The following is an 18,725-nucleotide window of genomic DNA, read 5'->3' as shown; positions in this document are numbered from 1 at the left end:
GACGCTCGACCGGGTGGATGTGGTGCAGCCGCTGTTGTTCGTGACGATGGTGTCGCTGGCCTGGTTGTGGCGGTCCCGGGGTGTGCGCCCGGACGCGGTGGTCGGGCACAGTCAGGGCGAGATCGCCGCTGCGTGTGTGGCCGGGGGTCTGTCGCTGGAGGATGCGGCGCGTGTGGTCGTGCTGCGCAGCCGGGCCATCATCGCGCTCGCCGGACAGGGCGGCATGGCCTCCGTACTGTTGCCGGTGGCCGAGGTGGAGGAGCGGCTGGCCCCCTGGGAGGGACGGCTCTCGGTCGCCGCGGTCAACGGGCCTGCTTCCGTGGTTGTTTCCGGTGATGCCGAGGCCGTACGCGAGCTGGTGGCCGAGCTGTCCGCCGCAGGCGCCCAGGCCCGCCAGATACCCGTCGACTACGCCTCGCACTCCGCGCAGGTCGAGGAGATCCGTGACCGGCTCCTGACCGATCTGGCCCCCGTGCGGCCGCGCACCGCGGAGGTGCCGTTCTTCTCCACCGTCACTTGTGACTGGCTGGACACCGAGAACCTCGACGCGGGGTACTGGTACGACAACCTGCGGCGTACCGTCCGTTTCGCCGAGGCCGTACACGCCCTGGCCGCCCAGGACTTCCGCGCCTTCGTCGAGTCCAGCCCGCACCCCGTGCTCACCGCGGCTGTCCGCGACACCCTCGACGAGGACGGCCGTACCGGCACTGTCGTCACCGGCACGCTGCGCCGCGGCGAAGGCGGACCGCGCCGCTTCCTCGCCTCCCTGGCCGAACTGAGCGTACGCGGCGCCGCCCCCATCGACCGGACGGCCCTGATCGGCGCCGGAACCCGGGTCGACCTGCCCACCTACGCCTTCCAGCGCCGTACCTACTGGCCCACGCCCGCCCAGCTCACCGGTCCCGCGACGGCCGTCGGCAGCGATCTCGACGCCCGCTTCTGGGAGTCCGTCGAGAAGGGCGAGACCGCCCCGCTGGCCGCCGCCCTCCACCTCGACCAGGACACCCTCTCCACGGTCCTGCCCGCCCTGAGCGACTACCGCAGGCGCAGCCGCGAGACCGCCACCGTGGACGCCTGGCGTTACCGCGTCACCTGGAAACCCCTGCCCGCCACCCCCGCGCCCGTACTGCGCGGCAGCTGGCTCGTCGCCCTGCCCGCCGCCCACCAGGACCCGGACCACCCCGGCCACGCCCACACCGCCGCCGTCGTCGATGCCCTCGCCCGCGCGGGAGCCGACCCCGTCACCGTCGCGGTCGCCCCGCACGACGGCCGCGAGCGCATCGCCGAACTCCTCCGCGCCACCGGGCAGGACCGCCCGCAGGCCGTCCTGTCGCTGCTCGCCCTCGACGAGGAGGAGTACGACGGCCTGCCCGGCCTGCCCCGCGGCTTCGCCGCCACCGTCTCCCTCGTCCAGGCCCTCGACGACGTCGGCCAGGAGGCACCCGTCTGGTTCGCCACCCGGGGCGCCGTCGCCACCGGCCCGACCGAGACCGTCGACTCCCCCCAACAAGCCCTTGCCTGGGGCTTCGGCCGGGTCGTCGCCCTGGAACAGCCCCAGCGCTGGGGCGGCCTCCTCGACCTGCCCGCCACGCTCGACCGCTCCGCCGCCGAACGGCTCACCGCCGCCCTCGCCGGGGTCGGCCAGGAGGACCAGCTCGCCGTCCGCGACACCGGCCTGCTCGCCCGCCGCCTCAACCGGGCCGCGACGGGAGGCCTGGGCGCACGCCGCGACTGGACCCCCACCGGCACGGTCCTGGTCACCGGCGGCACCGGCGCCCTCGGCCGCCAGGTCGCCCGCAGCCTCGCCCGCCAGGGCGCCCCCGGCCTGCTCCTGGTCAGCCGTACCGGCGCCGACGCCCCCGGCGCGGCCGAACTCCGCGCCGAACTCACCGAACTCGGGGCCGGACACGTCGAGATCGCCGCCTGCGACATCGCCGACCGCGACCAGCTCGCCGCCCTGCTGGCCGCCATCCCCGCCGAACGGCCGCTCACCGCCGTCTTCCACACCGCCGCCGTCCTGCGCGACGGCGTCATCACCACCCTCACGCCCGAGCAACTCGCCGAAGTCCTGCGGGTCAAGGTCGGCGGCGCCCGCAACCTCGACGCCCTCACCGCCGGCCTCGACCTGTCCGCGTTCGTCCTGTTCTCCTCAACGGCCGGCACGATCGGCGCCCCCGGCCACGCCAACTACGCCCCCGGCAACGCCCTCCTCGACGCCCTCGCCCAGCAGCGCCGCTCCCACGGCCTGCCCGCCACCGCCATCGCCTGGGGACCCTGGGCCGACGGCGGCATGGCGGAAGGCTCCGTCGGCGAACGCCTCCAGCGGCACGGCGTGCGCCCCATGAACCCCGACCTCGCCCTCGGTGCCCTGCAACAGGCCCTCGACCACGACGACACCACCCTCGCCGTCACCGACATCGACTGGGACCTGTTCGCCCACGCCTACACCACCGCCCGGCCCCGTCCCTTCCTCGACGACCTGCCCGACGCCCGGCACGCCCTCACCGCCCGCCGCACCCCGGACCACGGCCCCCGTCATACAGCTGACGACGACCCCGACACCGGCGACCTCACCCGGCAACTCGCCGCGCTCGCCGAACCCGAACAGCGGGCCGCCTTCGAGGAACTCGTCCGCGCCCACGTCGCCGTCGTCCTCGACCACAGCGGCCCGCAGGACGTGGAGCCCGCCCGCTCCTTCCGCGAGCTCGGCTTCGACTCCCTCACCGCCGTGGAACTCCGCAACGCCCTCAGCGGAGCCCTCGGCCGCCCCCTGCCCGCCACCCTCGTCTTCGACTACCCCACCCCGACCGCCCTCGCCGAACACCTCCGCACCGCCCTCGCCCCGACCCCCGGCAACACCCCGGCCGCCCCCCTTCCCGCGCCCCGCGCCATCGACGACGACCCGATCGTCATCACCGCGATGAGCTGCCGCTTCCCCGGCGGGGCCAACACCCCCGAGGAGTTCTGGCACCTGCTCGCGGACGGCACCGACGCCATCACCGAGTGGCCCGACGACCGCGGCTGGGACATCGACGCCCTCTACGACCCCGAGCCCGGCGTGGCGGGCCGCGCCAGCACCCGCGGCGGCGGATTCCTCGACCACGCCGCCGACTTCGACCCCGGCTTCTTCGGGATATCGCCGCGTGAGGCGCTGGCGATGGACCCGCAGCAGCGGCTGCTGCTGGAGCTGGCGTGGGAGGCGTTCGAGCGGGCCGGGATCGCCCCGACGACCCTGCGCGGCTCCCGTACCGGCGTCTTCGCCGGGACCAACTACCAGGACTACGCCTCCCGCCCCCTCGACCCCGCCACGGCCGACGAGGTCGCAGGCCACCTCGGCACGGGCAACTCCGCAAGCGTGATGTCAGGCCGCGTGTCCTACACCCTCGGCCTGGAAGGCCCCGCGGTGACGGTGGACACGGCGTGTTCGTCGGCCCTGGTGGCGTTGCATCTGGCGGTGCAGGCGCTGCGGGCGGGGGAGTGCGATCTGGCGCTGGCTGGTGGTGTGACGGTGATGTCGACGCCGGGGCTGTTCCTGGACTTCAGTCGGCAGCGCGGGCTCGCGTCTGATGGCCGGTGCAAGGCGTTCTCGGACGCGGCGGACGGGGCCGGGTTCTCCGAGGGCGCGGGATTGGTGCTGGTGGAGCGGCTGTCGGATGCCCGGCGCAAGGGGCACCGGGTGTTGGCCGTGGTGGCCGGGTCGGCGGTGAACCAGGACGGTGCCAGCAACGGTCTGACAGCGCCGAATGGTCCGTCGCAGCAGCGGGTGATCCGGCAGGCGCTGGCCGGTGCTGGGCTCAGGCCCGCCGATGTGGACGTGGTGGAGGCGCATGGCACGGGTACGACGCTAGGTGACCCGATCGAGGCGCAGGCGATCCTCGCCACCTACGGCCAGGACCGTGAACGCTCGCTGCTGCTGGGCGCCGTGAAGTCCAACATCGGGCACACGCAGGCCGCCGCAGGTGCCGCCGGTGTGATCAAGATGGTGCTGGCCTTGCAGCACGGAGTGCTGCCGCGCACCCTCCACGCCGACGAGCCCTCGTCGCACGTCGACTGGACGGCCGGTGCCGTGGAGCTGCTGACGGACAGCGCCGACTGGCCGCGGGCCGAAGGACATGTCCGTCGGGCCGGTGTGTCGTCGTTCGGTATCAGTGGCACGAACGCGCATGTGGTGCTGGAGGAGCCGCCGGTCGAGGCGGAGTCCGAGCCGGTGAGCGCTCCGGCCGACGGTGGTGTGGTGCCGTGGGTGGTGTCCGGTCGTACGGCCGCGGCGCTGCGGGCCCAGGCCGGTCGGCTGGCGGACTTCGTGACCGGCGACGAGGCACTCGGCGTCGCGGAGATCGGCCGGTCGCTGGTGCGGTCGCGGTCGCTGTTCGAGCACCGGGCCGTGGTCTGGGGCACGGACCGTACGGAGTTGCTGCGCGGTCTTGAGGCGGTCGCTTCCGGTGAGGAGGCGGTGAACGCCGCGACGGGGACGGCCCGGCGTGATGCGCGCACGGGGTTCCTGTTCGCGGGACAGGGGTCTCAACGGCTGGGCATGGGCCGGGAGTTGTACGAGACGTACCCGGTCTTTGCGGCCGCCTTCGACGCGGTGGACGCGGAACTCCCGTTCAGCCTGCGGGAGGTCGTCTTCGGTGCGGACGCCGAGCGCCTGAACCAAACCGAGTACGCCCAGCCCGCCCTGTTCGCCCTGGAAGTGGCGCTGTTCCGGCTGCTGGAGTCCTGGGGTGTGCGCCCCGACGTGCTGGCCGGGCACTCGATCGGTGAGATCGCTGCGGCGCATGTGGCGGGGGTGTGGTCGCTGGCGGACGCGTGCCGTCTGGTGGTGGCGCGGGGCCGGTTGATGCAGGCGCTTCCGGCCGGCGGCGCGATGGTCGCCGTACAGGCGACGGAGGACGAGGTCCTGCCGCTCCTCACCGATGAGATGGGAATCGCCGCGATCAACGGCCCGCAGGCGGTCGTGATCGCGGGCACCGCGGACGCCGTGGAGGAGGTGGCCGCGCACTTCCGCGCTGAGGGCCGCAAGTCCACATCTCTCCGGGTCAGCCATGCCTTCCACTCCCCGCTGATGGAGCCGATGCTCGCGGACTTCCGCAAGGTCGCCGAGAGCCTGACGTACAACCGTCCGAAGCTGCACGTCGTCTCCACGGTGACCGGGAAGACCGCCACCGCCGACGAGCTGATGTCCCCGGACTACTGGGTCAGCCACGTGCGCCAGCCGGTCCGCTACGGCGACGCCGTTCGCACCCTCGCCGAACAGGGCATCGGCCGCTGTCTCGAACTCGGCCCCGACACCACCCTCACCGCCCTCGCCCAGGCCTCACTCGACGACGCCGACGAGGCGCTGCTCGTACCGGCCCTGCGCAAGGACCGCCCCGAGGCACCCGCTCTCCTCGCCGCGGTGGCCCGGCTGCACGTCGACGGAGTTCCCGTCGACTGGACGGCGCAACTTCCCGGTACCGCACCGGTGTTGCTGCCCACCTACGCCTTCCAGCGACGTCGTTACTGGCTGGACGCCTCCGCGCAGCCAGGTGATGTGACGGCCGCCGGACTGGAGCGTGCCGAGCACCCGCTGCTGTCGGCGGCCGTGCGGGTCGCCGACACCGGCGGGCTGGTGCTCAGCGGGCGGCTGTCGACGCGCACCCATCCATGGCTCGCCGATCACCGTGTGCTGGGCCGGACCATCCTGCCCGCCACCGCCTACCTGGAACTGGCCGTGTACGCCGGTGACCAGGTCGGCCTCGGCCACGTCGCCGAGCTGACCCTGGAGACCCCGCTGGTGCTGCCCGAGCGCGCCGCCGTGCAGCTTCAACTGTCCCTCGGCGGGCCGGACGAGGCCGGGCGGCGGCCGTTCGGCGTGCACTCGCGGGCCGCCGACGCCGCTGCCGACCGGCCCTGGACCCGCCATGCGCAGGGGCTGCTCGCCGAGGAGCCGGAAACTGTGCCGCCGGACGCGGGTGCCTGGCCGCCCCCGGGTGCCGTGCCGGTCGTACCCGGCGCGGCGGGGGAGGAGGACGACTGGTACGAGCGGTTCGCCGCCGGAGGGTTCACCTACGGGCCGGCGTTCCGGGGACTCGGCCGCGTCTGGCGGCGGGACCGGGACCTGTTCGCGGAGGTGGAGCTGCCGGAACACCACCGTGCCGAGGCGGCCCTCTACGGGCTGCACCCCGCCCTGCTGGACGCCGCCGTGCAGACCCTGCTCGTCCGGGCCTTGGGGGCCGGGGAGGACGAAGCGGCCACGGCGACCCTCCCCTTCGCCTGGAACGGCGTCTCCCTCCACGCGACCGGGGCGAGCGCGCTGCGCGTCCACCTGGCACCCACCGGACGCCCGGACGAGTACACGGTGTCCGTCGCCGACCCCGACGGCCGTCCGGTGGCGACGGCGGACGGTCTGGTGCTGCGCAGGGTGGCCGCCGGGCAGATCCCCGACTCGCCGGAGGCTGAAGCGGCGGACGCTCCGCCGTCCCTGCTGGTCCAGCGCTGGCGGCGTGCCGAGCCGCAGCCCGCCGCCCTGGCCCCCGAAACCGTGCGCTGGGCGCTGATCGGGGAGGGCGACGGAGGCTTCGCCGAGGCACTGGACGCGGCCGGTGTGCACCTGGAGTGCTACGCCGATCTCGCCTCGCTCGCGGCGGCCGTCGACACCGGCACCGCCGCACCCAAGGTCGTCCTCACGACCTGCGCCGCCCCTGGCATGCCCGCCCCCGTGGCCACCAGGGAGCTGCTGGCCACGGGCGTGAACCTGCTTCGGCACTGGGTCGGCGACGACCGGTTCGCCGACTCACGGCTGGTCCTGGTCACCCGTGGAGCGCTCGCCGCCGCCGAAGCGGAGGACGTGAACGACCTCGCCGCCGCCGCGCTGTGGGGGCTCGCCCGGTCCGCCCAGGCCGAACACCCCGGCCGTGTACAGCTCCTCGACCTCGACGGGGCCACCGCGTCCGGTGACGACGGCGCCCTGCGCGCCGTCCCGGCCGCGGTCGCCGCCGCCCACCCACAGGCCGCCGTTCGTGACGGCGCACTGCTGGTGCCCCACCTCGCGGCACAGGATCCGGCTCCCGCGGTCTCCTTCGACCCCGACCGCACCGTCCTCGTCACCGGCGCCACCGGAGCCCTCGGCACCCTCGTGGCCCGCCACCTGGTCACCTCGCACGGGGCGCGCCGACTGCTGCTGGCGTCCCGGCGGGGCGGGGACGCGCCGGGAGCCGACGCCCTGGTCGCCGAGTTGGCCGCGCACGGTGCCGAGGTGACGCTCGTCGCCTGCGACGTCGCCGACCCGGACCAGCTGAAGGAGCTGCTCGCCGACGTACCCGGGGAGCATCCGCTGACCGGCGTCGTGCATGTCGCCGGGGTCGTCGACGATGCGACGCTGACCTCGCTGACCGACGCCCAGATCGACGGCGTACTGCGACCGAAGGCGGACGCCGCCTGGCATCTGCACCGGCTGACGCAGGGTCAGGACCTGTCGGCGTTCGTCCTGTTCTCCTCGGCCGCGGGCACCTTCGGCGCGGCCGGCCAGGGCGCCTACGCGGCGGCCAACGCCTTCCTCGACGGGCTGGCCCACCACCGCCGGGCACGCGGTCTGGCGGCCACCTCGATCGCCTGGGGACTGTGGGCGGCCGCGAGCGGCATGACCGCCGGGCTCACCGCCACCGACCGGGAGCGGATGGCCCGTGGCGGCATGCTGCCGCTGACCACCGAAGCGGGCCTCGCCCTGTTCGACGCGGCTCTCGGCGCGCCCGAGGCGGCTGTGGTCGCCGTCGCCCGGCAGTCCCCGGCCGCCCCCTCGCGCACCGCGACGCGGCGGGCGGTGGCCGCGGGCGCGCCGGCCGACGGCGGGCGGTCACTGGCCCGACAGCTGGCGGGACTCGGTGGGGCGGAACGGCTCGCGGTGCTGCTGGCGGCGGTCCGTGACCAGGTCGCCGCCGTCCTCGGCCACGACTCGGCCGACGAGGTCCTGCCCGACCGGCACTTCGCGGAACTCGGCTTCGACTCGCTGACCGCGGTGGAACTGCGCAACCGGCTCGGTTCCCTGACCGGCCTGCGACTGCCCGCGACGCTCGTCTTCGACCGTGACACCCCGCAGGAGCTCGCCGCCGATCTGGCCGAGCGGTTCGCCGGGGACGGTTCGGCGGGTACGGACGCTCCGGGCGCCGCCGGGCCCGGCGACGAGTCGGCGCGGCCGGCCGCCCGCCCGGAGGACAGCGTGGGCGCCCTGTTCCGCACCGCCTGCGAACAGGGCCGTATCGACGAAGGCTTCGCCCTGCTCCAGGCGGTCGCCGAGCTGCGGCCGGTGTTCGAGACCCCGGGCGAGGTGACCGGCCCGGCCGGGCTGCGGCTGGCCGCCGGGACCGAGGGAGCCCCGCTGATCTGCTTCAGCTCGTATGTGGCGCTGGCCGGTGTGCACCAGTACGCGCGGTTCGCCTCCGCCTTCCGCGGCCGGCGGGACGTATGGGCGCTGCCCACACCCGGCTTCGGGCGCGGTGAGCCGTTGCCCGCCTCGCTGGACGCGGTGGCCAGGACACAGGCCGAGTGGGTGCTGCGGTGCGCGGACGGCAGGCCGTTCGTCCTCACCGGGTCCTCCTCCGGCGGCATTCTGGCCCTCGCCGCCGCCCGGCATCTGGAGAAGTCCGGGCATCCGCCGCTCGGCGTGGCGCTGCTCGACACCTACATGCCGCGCGAGGACTCGCCGTTCACCCGCTTCTCGGCCGAGATGCTGGGCGGGATGTTCGACCGGGAGTCGATGTTCGCGCACATGGACGCCGACCGGCTGTCCGCGATGAGCTGGTACATCCGCATGATCGGCGCATGGGATCCGGGCGAGTTGTCCGCGCCCGTGCTGCTGGTGCGGCCCAGCGAGCCGCCGGTCACCGTGGCCGAGGAGGGACCGCTGGAGCCGGGGGAGTGGCAGAGCTCCTGGGACGGCGCGGGCAGCGTGGTCGATGTGCCCGGCAACCACTTCACGATGATGGAGTCCCACGCCGCCACCACCGCGGGCGCCCTCACCACCTGGATCGACGCGGCCCTGCCGCCGCACACCGCCGGCCGGCAGCCGACCGACCGAACCGAGGGAGCATGATGCGGGTCCTGTTCGTATCCCTGTCCGAGAAATCCCATCTCTACCTGATGGCCCCGCTGGCGTGGGCGCTCACCGCGGCCGGCCACGACGTCCGCGTGGCGAGCCAGCCGATGGCGACCGAGACGATCACCCGCGCCGGGCTCACCGCCGTCCCCGTCGGCAGCGACCACGCCATCCACCGCGACATGGCCGCCTACCGGGAGTCGCAGGACTACCGGACCGCCAACTGGAGCCGCTGCGAACGCGCCGACGTGGACTGGGCGGAGCTGAAGGAGCGCTACGAGCTGAGCGTCCCCTACGCGTTCGCCGTCTACAACGACTCCATGATCGACGACCTCGCGTCCTTCGCGCAGAGCTGGCAGCCCGATCTGGTGGTCCGGGACCCGCTGGCGTACGCCGGTGCCGTCGCCGCCCGTGTCAGCGGGGCCGCCCACGTACGCCTGATGTGGTGCGCCGACGTGTGGGGCCGGACCCGGCAGACGTATCTGGCGCTGATGCGGGAGCAGCCCGAGGCCGAGCGGGTGGACCCGCTCGCCGCATGGCTGGCCGCCAGGTCGGAACCGTTCGGTTTCTCCTGCGACGAGGAGATGCTGCACGGCCAGGCCACCATCAGCACCCTGCCCGCGTCCCTGTCGGTCCCCACGGCCTCGCCCGAACTGCCGATGCGGCACGTCCCGTACAACGGCCGTGCCGTGGTGTGGGACTGGCTGCGCGAGACGCCGAAGCGGCCGCGGGTCTGCCTCAGCCTGGGCGCCTCCAACACCGAGGACTACGGCGGCGACTACGTCTCCGTGCCGGAGATCCTCGACGCCCTGGCCGACGAGGACCTGGAGGTGGTGGCCGCTTTGCTGCCCGCGCAGCGGGAGAAGCTCACGGCCGTCCCCGACAACGTCCGAGCCGTGGACTCGGTGGCGCTGCACACGCTGCTGCCGAGCTGCTCGGCCGTCATCCACCACGGCGGCTACGGCAGCTTCGCCACCGCCATGGCCGCCGGAGTGCCCCAACTGGTGCTCTCCACCCTGGTCTCGGACCACGAACTGCGCGGGCAGGCGCTCGAACGCGCGGGTGCGGGCGTCCATATGCACCACCGGGACGCGACCGGGGAGACGGTCCGTGACCACATCCGGCGACTCACCGGGCAGCCGGAGTTCGGCGAGGCGGCCCGGCGGGTGCGCTCCGAGTGCGAGGCGATGCCGAGCCCGCAGGACGTGGTGCGGTCCCTGGAGCGACTGGCGGAGGTCAGCTGACCGCCCCGAGCCCTGACATCCCGACCCCGACATCCATCCCCGACCCTCCATCCCCTGACATCCATCCCCGACATCCATCCCTGACACCAGCTCACCACAGGAACAGGACAACACCCATGAAGATCAACGTGGATCGCGAGCGCTGTGTCGGAGCCGGTCAGTGCGTGCTGGCCGCCGCCGACGTCTTCGAGCAGAACCACGAGGACGGCCTCGTGGAACTGCTTCAGCCCGAGCCGCCCGAGAACCTGCGAGCCAGTGTGAGCGAGGCGGAGTTGATCTGCCCCTCCGGCGCCATCGAGATCCAGTCCTGACGGCCGGCCTGCTCACCGACGACACCAGTTAGGCGGGATGGAAACCGTGAAGGCTCTTGTGCTCTCGGGAGGTGCGGGAACCCGGCTGCGGCCGATCACCCACACCTCGGCGAAGCAGTTGGTGCCAGTCGCCAACAAGCCCATCCTCTTCTACGGCCTGGAGGCGATCGCCGACGCGGGCATCACCGATGTCGCGATCGTGGTCGGCGACACGGAGAACGAGATCCGGCAGGCCGTCGGTGACGGCTCCGGCTTCGGGCTCGACGTCACCTACCTCCGTCAGGAGGCCCCGCTGGGGCTGGCCCACGCCGTGCTCATCGCCCGGGACTTCCTCGGCGACGACGACTTCGTGATGTTCCTGGGGGACATCTTCGTCTTCGGCGGCATCAGCGACTCCGTCGACGAGTTCCGCAAGGAGCGCCCGGACGCCCAGCTGCTCCTCACCCGGGTGGCCAACCCGTCCGTCTTCGGCATCGCCGAACTCGACGACATGGGGCGGCTGTTGCGGCTGGAGGAGAAACCCGAGCAGCCCCGCAGCGACCTGGCGATGGCCGGCGTGTACCTCTTCAGCCCGGCGATCCACGAGGCGGTGCGCGCCATCGGCCCCTCCCCGCGCGGCGAGCTGGAGATCACCGACGCCCTCCAGTGGCTGCTGGAGCGGGACCGGGACGTACGCACCACGGTGATCACCGGATACTGGAAGGACACCGGCAACGCCGCCGACATCCTCGACGTCAACCGCAGAGTGCTGGACCTGATCGAGTACCGGGTCGACGGCGACGTCGACGAGAACAGCGAGATCGTCGGCAGGGTGCACATCGACGCCGGAGCCGTCATCCGCGGCTCACGCATCGTCGGGCCCGCGATCATAGGCCCCGGCACCCTCGTCGAGGACTCCTACATCGGGCCGTCGACGTCCATCGCGCAGGACTGCGTCATCCGCAACAGCGAGATCGAGTTCTCCATCATCCTGAGGGAGTCCGCCTTCCACGGCGTCCGCCGGGTGGAGCGCTCGCTCGTCGGCCGCAACGTACGTGTCTCCGTCGGCCCCCGGGTGCCCGTCGCACACCGGCTGGTGATCGGCGACCACGGCCGCGTGGAGTTCTCCTCATGATCCACCCGACCCCCGCCGCCGATGCCGCCCGCATCCTGGTGACCGGTGGCGCCGGTTTCATCGGCTCCCACCACGTGCGGACCCTCCTCGGCCCCGGCGGTCCGGCCGGAGTGACTGTCACTGTCCTGGACAGCCTCACCTACGCCGGCAACCCGGCCAACCTGGACGAGGTCCGCGACCATCCCGCATGCGCCTTCGTCAAGGGCGACATCTGCGACCAGGAACTCGTCGACGACCTCATGGCCCGCCACGACGAGGTGGTGCACTTCGCCGCCGAGTCCCACGTGGACCGCTCGATCCTCAGCTCCGCCGAGTTCGTCCGCACCAACGTCCTGGGCACCCAGACCCTCCTCGACGCGGCCCTGCGCCACGGCATCCGCACCTTCGTGCATGTCTCCACCGACGAGGTGTACGGCTCCATCGACACCGGAGCCTGGACGGAGGAGTGCCCGCCGAACCCCAACTCCCCCTACTCCGCCTCCAAGGCCTCCTCCGACCTGCTGGCCCTGGCCTACCACCGCACCCACGGCCTGGACGTACGGGTGACCCGGTGCTCCAACAACTACGGCCACCACCAGTACCCGGAGAAGGTCATCCCGCTGTTCGTCACCAACCTCCTCGACGGCGGCAGGGTCCCGCTGTACGGGGACGGCGGCAACGTCCGGGACTGGCTGCACATCGACGACCATGTACAGGGCATCGAACTGGTCCGCACCGGCGGCCGCCCCGGCGAGGTCTACAACATCGGCGGCGGCACGGAACTGACCAACCGCGACCTCACCGACCTGCTGCTCGAAGCCTGCGGCGCCGGTCCGGACCGTATCGAGTACGTCGCGGACCGCAAGGGCCACGACCGCCGCTACTGCGTCGACTGGTCCAAGATCCGCGACGAGCTCGGCTACCGGCCGAGCAAGGACTTCGCCACCGGCCTGGCCGAGACCGTCGCCTGGTACCGGGAGCACCGGGCCTGGTGGGAGCCGCTGAAACAGACCGCAGAGGTGACTCGTTGACCAGCCTGAACGAGATCGTCGTCGTCGGCGCGGGCGCCGCCGGCGTCACCACCGCGGAGACCCTCCGCAGACAGGGATACGAGGGCCGCCTCACCCTGGTCGGCGCCGAACGGCACCCGCCCTACGACCGGCCGCCCCTGTCCAAGCAGATCCTCTCCGGCCACTGGGAGCCGGAGCGGATCAGGCTGCGCGGGCCCGACGCCTACGAACGCCTCCGCATCGACCTGCGCCTGGGCACCCCCGCCGCCCGGCTGGACCGCACCGCCCGCGCCGTCGAACTCGCCGACGGCACCCGGCTGCACGCCGACGCCGTCGTCATCGCGACCGGTGTACGGCCCCGGCTGCTGCCCGGCGCCGACGGCCTGCGCGGCGTCCATGTGTTGCGCACCCTCGATGACGCCCTCGCCCTGCGCGAGGCCCTGACCCAGGGACCGCGGCTGGTCGTGGCCGGGGCCGGGCTGCTCGGCACCGAGGCGGCCGTCGCCGCCCGCGGCCTGGGCGCCGACGTCACTCTGGTCGGCACCCGGCCCGTACCGCTCCTCGACCTCATCGGGCCGCAGGCGGCCGGGCTGGTCGCCGCCGTCCACCGCGATCTCGGGCTGCGCCTCAGACAGGGCCGGGCGAGTGGCGTCGAGAGCGCGGGCGGCGCTGTCACCGGCGTACGACTGGCCGACGGGACGTTGCTGCCCGCCGACGTGGTGCTGGTCGCGGCCGGTTCGCTCACCAACACCGAGTGGTTGCACGGCAGTGACGTCCGCCTCGACGACGGCGTGGTCTGCGATGTGCTGTGCGCGGCCCGGCCCGGTGTATGGGCCGTAGGCGATGTAGCGCGCCGACCCGACGCGCACACAGGGCGACTGCGTCGGCTGGAACACCGCACGCACGCCACCGAACAGGCCGTCGCCGCCGCCCGTAACCTGCTCGCCGGCACCGGTGCCCGTCCCTTCACCCCGCTCCCGTACTTCTGGACGGACCAGCACGACCTGAGGATCCAGGTATTCGGGGAGGTCGGCGGAGCCGACCGGTACCACATCGTCGAAGGCAGCCCCGCCGAACGAAAGTTCACCGCCGTCTACGGCACCGAGGACCGCATCCACGGCGCCGTCGCCGTCAACCTCCCCCGCGCCGCCCAGCAGTTGAGGCCGTTGGTGGAGAGCGGGGCGGCGTGGGCAGATCGGCCGGGGCGGGTTGTGGCGGGCGGCGTGGTTGAGGCGTGAAGCGTGGGCAGCGGCGCCGATGTAGCCGCTATGTGCGGTGCTGTCGCCGTCAACCTGCCTGGCACCGCTCAGCAGTTGAGGCCGCTGGTGGAGAGCGGGGCGGCGTGGACGGATCGGCCGGAGCCGGCTGTGGCGGCCAGCGTGTTCGAAGTGTGAAGCGCGGGCCGGCGGCGGCCCGGCGTCAGCGGGCTCAGCCGCGGTCGCGCTCGGAACCGGCATCCTCATCGCCGCCGGACACCGGACCGTTCAGCTCCGGCATGAGGATCGGCCAGAGGCCGGCGCGCGAGTGGTAGATGTTGACGATCACCAGCATCAGCAGCGTGAAGACGCCGTACTGGGCGCCGTTGAGCGCCGGTACCACATGCACCGGCAGCGTGTACGCCATCAGCGTCCGGATCCCCGAGTCCACCAGCAGTCCGATGCCCCAGATCACCGTGGTGACCTGCCAGATCCGCCGGAAGCGCGGAACCTCCTCCCACAGCTCGTCCCAGTCCCGGCCGCCCGCGGCACGCCGCTCCAGAAGCTTCCGTGAGAAACCGAACGCCAGCGGACGCCTGCCGCGCAGCGACACCAGGAAGCCCAGCCCGGCCACGGCCGTCAGCCAGCCGTCCCGCACCAGCAGCAGCCGCGCACTGCCTCCGACCACTGTGACGACGATGCTGAGCACCATCATCGTCGTCACGAAGACGCCCAGCACATCCAGCCGCCGCGTCCTGGCGAACCGCACCAGCGTCGCCACAGCGGGAACCACGGCCCCGGCCGTCAACGCGATCACATCGCTCACCCCGGCCGCCGTCAGCCCGTAGTACAGGCCGATCGGGATGCCGAAGTCGATCAGCACGGTCAACAGGAAGGGCGGCCCGGAATCGGAGCGGGGGGAGTCGCGGGCGGCCCGTCCCTCTCCGTCAGGGCCGCGCACAGGGCTGTTGGAGGGCTGGTCCGGCAAGGTGCTTTCGCCGCTGGTCATGCGTACTCCGTCCGTGGGGGGCCGTACGGAACGATTGCCCGGTCACCCCCACGTCAACCGGTGAACGTCAGGGCGGGCCGCCAGGCGCCAGCCTACGTGCGCCCCCGCCCGCGGACGCGGGGCGGGGGAGCGCATCGGCCCAACACTTTGGAATTCCCTAGAACTCGACGACGGTTCACTGCCCGCCGCCCGCTCGGTGCTAGCGTCGGCCGCCAGTCAGTCAACCTCCGCTGATCCAGGAGACACAGGAGACATCTGTGACCGACGTTCAGACAATCCCCGAGTCGCCTGCGCCGACCGAATCCATACCCACTCCGGGTCCCCTGCGACTCAAGGAGATGCGCGAGGTCATCAGGAACGTCCCGCGTTATCTGTCCGGACTCCGAGACAAACACGGGCCGTTGGTCCGTGTCCCCATGGGAAAGACATCCGCTTTCCTCATCGCTGATTTCGACGTCGTACAGGACGTCATCATCGCCTCCAGTCGTCGCTTCGACAAGGACGCCCAGAAGACCGGCCCCGGCCCCGACGACTGGGGCTCCAGCCTCGAACGCATCCTGGGCAAGGGCCTGGTGACCAGCGTCGGCACCTACCACCGCCGACAGCGCCGGCTCATCCAGCCCGTCTTCCACCGCCGGCGCATCGCCGGATACGGCTCCGCGTTCGCCTCCATCGCCGACGAGGCCTCGTCGAACTTCAACGAGGGCGAGCGGTTCAACTTCCACGAGGCCATGTACGAGCTGGCCCTCGGCATGGTCACCCGCACCCTCTTCGACGTCTCCCTCGAAAGCGAGGCCGCGGACCGCATCCGCACCGCCTTCCCGCGCGAAGGCGGCCCGCTGCGCTGGGAACTGAGTCCGTTCGGGAAGATCCTGCTGCGCCTGCCGCTGCCCGCCAACCGCCAGTTCAAGCGAGGCCTGAAAGCCGTCGACGACATCGTCTACGGCATGATCGACGAGCGGCGCAAGGGCTCCGGCGACGGCGACGACCTGCTCTCGGTGCTGCTCACCGTCACCGACGCGGACACCGGTGAACACCTCACCGACCTGGAACTGCGCGACGAGGCCATGACCTTGCTGATGGCCGGCCACGAAACCTCCTCCGGCTCGCTGACCTGGGCGTACTACCTGCTCGGCACCCATCCCGAGGTCCGCGAGAGGCTGCACGCCGAGATCGACGAGGTCCTCGGGGACCGGCTGCCCACCGTCGAGGACCTGCCCCGCCTGAAGTTCACCGACGCCGTGTACTCCGAGGCGCTGCGCCTCTACCCACCGGCCTGGGTCCTCGTCCGGCGCGCGCTGGAGGACTACACCGCCAACGGGTACCACATCCCGCGCAACAGCGTCCTCATGGTCAGCCCGTACGTCCTGCACCGCGACGCCACCTGGTGGCCCGAGCCGGAACGGTTCGCCCCCCAGCGCTTTCTGCCGGAGCCCGACCCGTCCGACCCGCTCGCCGGTCACGCCAAGGCCCCCGGCCGCCCCAAACTGGCCTACCTCCCCTTCGGCGCCGGACCCCGCCAGTGCATCGGCAACGTCTTCGCACAGATGGAAGGCGTCATGGCCCTGGCCACCCTCAGCCGGCACTGGGAGTTCGAACCGGTCGGCGATCCGCCGACCCGGGTCACCAGCGACTTCACCCTCCAGCCCCGCGGCGGCATCGACATGGTCGCGCACCGCAGGCGCTGACGGTCCCCTGACCAGGGCCGAACAAGTAGAAGTCTCCCTAGACCACGAGCTGCCTGCGGGACTGGCCCGCAGGCAGCCGTCAGTATGAAAACATCGCGCGGCAGTCGGATCCGGCCGGAACGCGCGGCCAGAAAATGAGCTGGATCCGTAGGGCGGAGGCAGTGGCCGTGTTGCCAGAAGACGCACAGGCACGGGAAAACGCGCCGGAATTCCTTCCGTCGTACGAGGAAAACGCGACGGCGGCTGGGAATGCGGAAAACGCGACGGCGGCCGGGAACGTGGCACACGAGCCGACGGCCGGGAATGCGATAGCGGTCGTGGGAATTTCCTGCCGCTTTCCGCAGGCCCCCGACCCCGCCGCTTTCTGGCGCCTGCTGATCCAGGGCGAAGAAGCCGTCACGGAAACCCCCGAGGACCGCCGGGACACCCTCGCCGACGCCGGCCCGGCCACTGGTGGCACCATCGGCCGCGGCGGCTACCTCGACCACGTCGATCGCTTCGATCCCGGCTTCTTCGGCATCTCACCCCGTGAGGCCGCGGCCATGGACCCCCAGCAGCGCCTGGTCCTCGAACTCGGCTGGGAGGCCCTGGAACAGGCAGCCATCGTCCCCGCCCGGCTGCACGGCAGCCGCACCGGTGTCTTCGTCGGCGCCATCTGGGACGACTACGCCTCCCTGGTCCGCCGCCTCGGCGCCGAGGCCGTCGGCCGGCACACCCTCAGCGGACTCAACCGCGGCATCATCGCCAACCGTCTCTCCTACGTCCTCGGCCTGCGCGGACCCAGCCTCACCGTGGACACCGGCCAGTCCTCATCCTTGGTCGCCGTACACATGGCGTGCGAAAGCCTGCGCCGCGGAGAATCCGAAATCGCCCTGGCCGGCGGCGTCAACCTCGTCCTCGCCCCCGACAGCGCCCGCGCCTCCGCCGGGCTCGGCGCCCTCTCCCCGGACGGCCGCTGCCACACCTTCGACGCCCGCGCCAACGGTTACGTACGAGGCGAGGGCGGCGGACTCGTCGTCCTCAAGCCGCTGGCCCGTGCACTGGCCGACGGCGACCGGATCCACTGCGTGATCCGCGGCAGCGCCATGAACAACGACGGCGGCGGCGACGGCCTGACGGCACCCCTGCGCGAAGGCCAGGAGGAAGTCCTGCGCCTGGCCTACCACGAGGCCGGCGTGAACCCCGCCGACGTCCAGTACGTCGAGCTGCACGGCACCGGCACCAAGCTAGGCGACCCCATCGAGGCCGCCGCCCTCGGAACAGTCGTCGGCCGCACCCGCCCCGACGGCTCACCTCTGCTCGTCGGCTCGGTCAAAACCAACATCGGCCACCTGGAAGGCGCGGCCGGAATCGCCGGTCTCCTCAAGACGGTTCTGTCCCTCAGCCACCGGCAGATCCCCCCAGGCCTCAACTTCGAGACCCCCCACCCCGCGATCCCTCTGGACACCCTCAACCTGCGGGTCCCCACCGCTGCCCAACCCTGGCCTGCCGACGACCGGCCACGGCTGGCCGGCGTCAGCTCCTTCGGCATGGGCGGCACCAACTGCCATGTGGTGCTGGCCGAATGGACGGCCCCGGCCACCGACCCGGCCGACCTCGCCGGCAGCCCAGCGGCCGCCCCCGTCGCCGGCCATGCTTCGGCCGACGGTCCCGCACCGCGCGCCGACCGCAGCCCGCTGCCGTGGATCCTGTCCGCCCGCACCCCGAAAGCCCTACGGGCCCAGGCCGAGCGCCTGCTGTCCCACCTCGACGCCGACCCCGGCCTCGCCCCTGCCGACATCGCCTACTCGCTCGCCGAGACCAGGACCCGCTTCGAACACCGCGCGGTGCTTCTCGCCGACGACGGCACGGAGTTGCTGCGGGGTCTGGAGTCGCTGGTGGCGGGTGCTCCGGCGGCTGGGCTGGTGCAGGGTGTGGCCGATGTGGATGGCCGTACCGTGTTCGTCTTTCCGGGGCAGGGTCCGCAGTGGCCGGGTATGGCCACTGAACTCCTCGACACCGATCCGGAGTTCGGTGGGCACTTTGCCGCGTGTGCGGCGGCTGTGGAGGAGTACGTCGACTGGTCGGTCGAGGATGTGCTGCGTGGCCGGGAGGGTGCCCC

Annotated in this window: 9 protein-coding genes; 8 read left to right on the top strand and 1 reads right to left on the bottom strand. The window is 72.5% G+C overall.

The annotated features are described in order from the left end of the window. The 6 genes from POF73_RS44555 to POF73_RS44530 all read left to right on the top strand — a co-directional run. Window positions 1-9,070, top strand: a 9,070-nt coding sequence (locus tag POF73_RS44555; protein WP_443049770.1) for an SDR family NAD(P)-dependent oxidoreductase, incomplete at its 5' end; no start/stop codon positions are given. Beyond that, window positions 9,067-10,317, top strand: coding sequence for an activator-dependent family glycosyltransferase (locus POF73_RS44550; protein WP_272125207.1), 1,251 nt, complete (start codon window positions 9,067-9,069; stop codon window positions 10,315-10,317). The genes POF73_RS44555 and POF73_RS44550, both read left to right, overlap by 4 nt. 116 nt (window positions 10,318-10,433) lie before the next feature. Then, window positions 10,434-10,628, top strand: coding sequence for a ferredoxin (locus POF73_RS44545; RefSeq protein WP_272125205.1), 195 nt, complete (start codon window positions 10,434-10,436; stop codon window positions 10,626-10,628). A gap of 46 nt (window positions 10,629-10,674) precedes the next feature. After that, complete coding sequence (locus POF73_RS44540; RefSeq protein WP_272125203.1) at window positions 10,675-11,742, top strand: glucose-1-phosphate thymidylyltransferase; 1,068 nt, start codon at window positions 10,675-10,677, stop codon at window positions 11,740-11,742. Next, window positions 11,739-12,752, top strand: coding sequence for a dTDP-glucose 4,6-dehydratase (gene rfbB, locus POF73_RS44535; protein WP_272125202.1), 1,014 nt, complete (start codon window positions 11,739-11,741; stop codon window positions 12,750-12,752). Before POF73_RS44540 ends, rfbB begins: the two co-directional genes overlap by 4 nt. Continuing rightward, window positions 12,749-13,969, top strand: a complete 1,221-nt coding sequence (locus POF73_RS44530; protein ID WP_272125200.1) for an NAD(P)/FAD-dependent oxidoreductase — start codon at window positions 12,749-12,751, stop codon at window positions 13,967-13,969. The genes rfbB and POF73_RS44530 overlap by 4 nt, the downstream gene beginning before the upstream one ends. 190 nt (window positions 13,970-14,159) lie before the next feature. Here POF73_RS44530 and POF73_RS44525 read toward each other — a convergent pair whose 3' ends face one another. Then, complete coding sequence (locus tag POF73_RS44525; RefSeq protein WP_272125199.1) at window positions 14,160-14,936, bottom strand: VC0807 family protein; 777 nt, start codon at window positions 14,934-14,936, stop codon at window positions 14,160-14,162. 338 nt (window positions 14,937-15,274) lie between these two features. On the opposite strand from POF73_RS44525, the gene POF73_RS44520 reads away from it, so the two are divergent. Together POF73_RS44520 and POF73_RS44515 are read left to right on the top strand one after the other, a co-directional pair. Then, window positions 15,275-16,624, top strand: coding sequence for a cytochrome P450 (locus POF73_RS44520; RefSeq protein ID WP_272125198.1), 1,350 nt, complete (start codon window positions 15,275-15,277; stop codon window positions 16,622-16,624). A 317-nt stretch (window positions 16,625-16,941) separates the two neighbouring features. After that, the coding region (locus tag POF73_RS44515) for a type I polyketide synthase (RefSeq protein ID WP_272125197.1) at window positions 16,942-18,725 on the top strand (1,784 nt) is incomplete at its 3' end.

This window comes from Streptomyces sp. HD (assembly GCF_028369295.1).
GTDB lineage: Bacteria > Actinomycetota > Actinomycetes > Streptomycetales > Streptomycetaceae > Streptomyces.
This window is presented reverse-complemented; position numbering and strand designations above follow the sequence as displayed.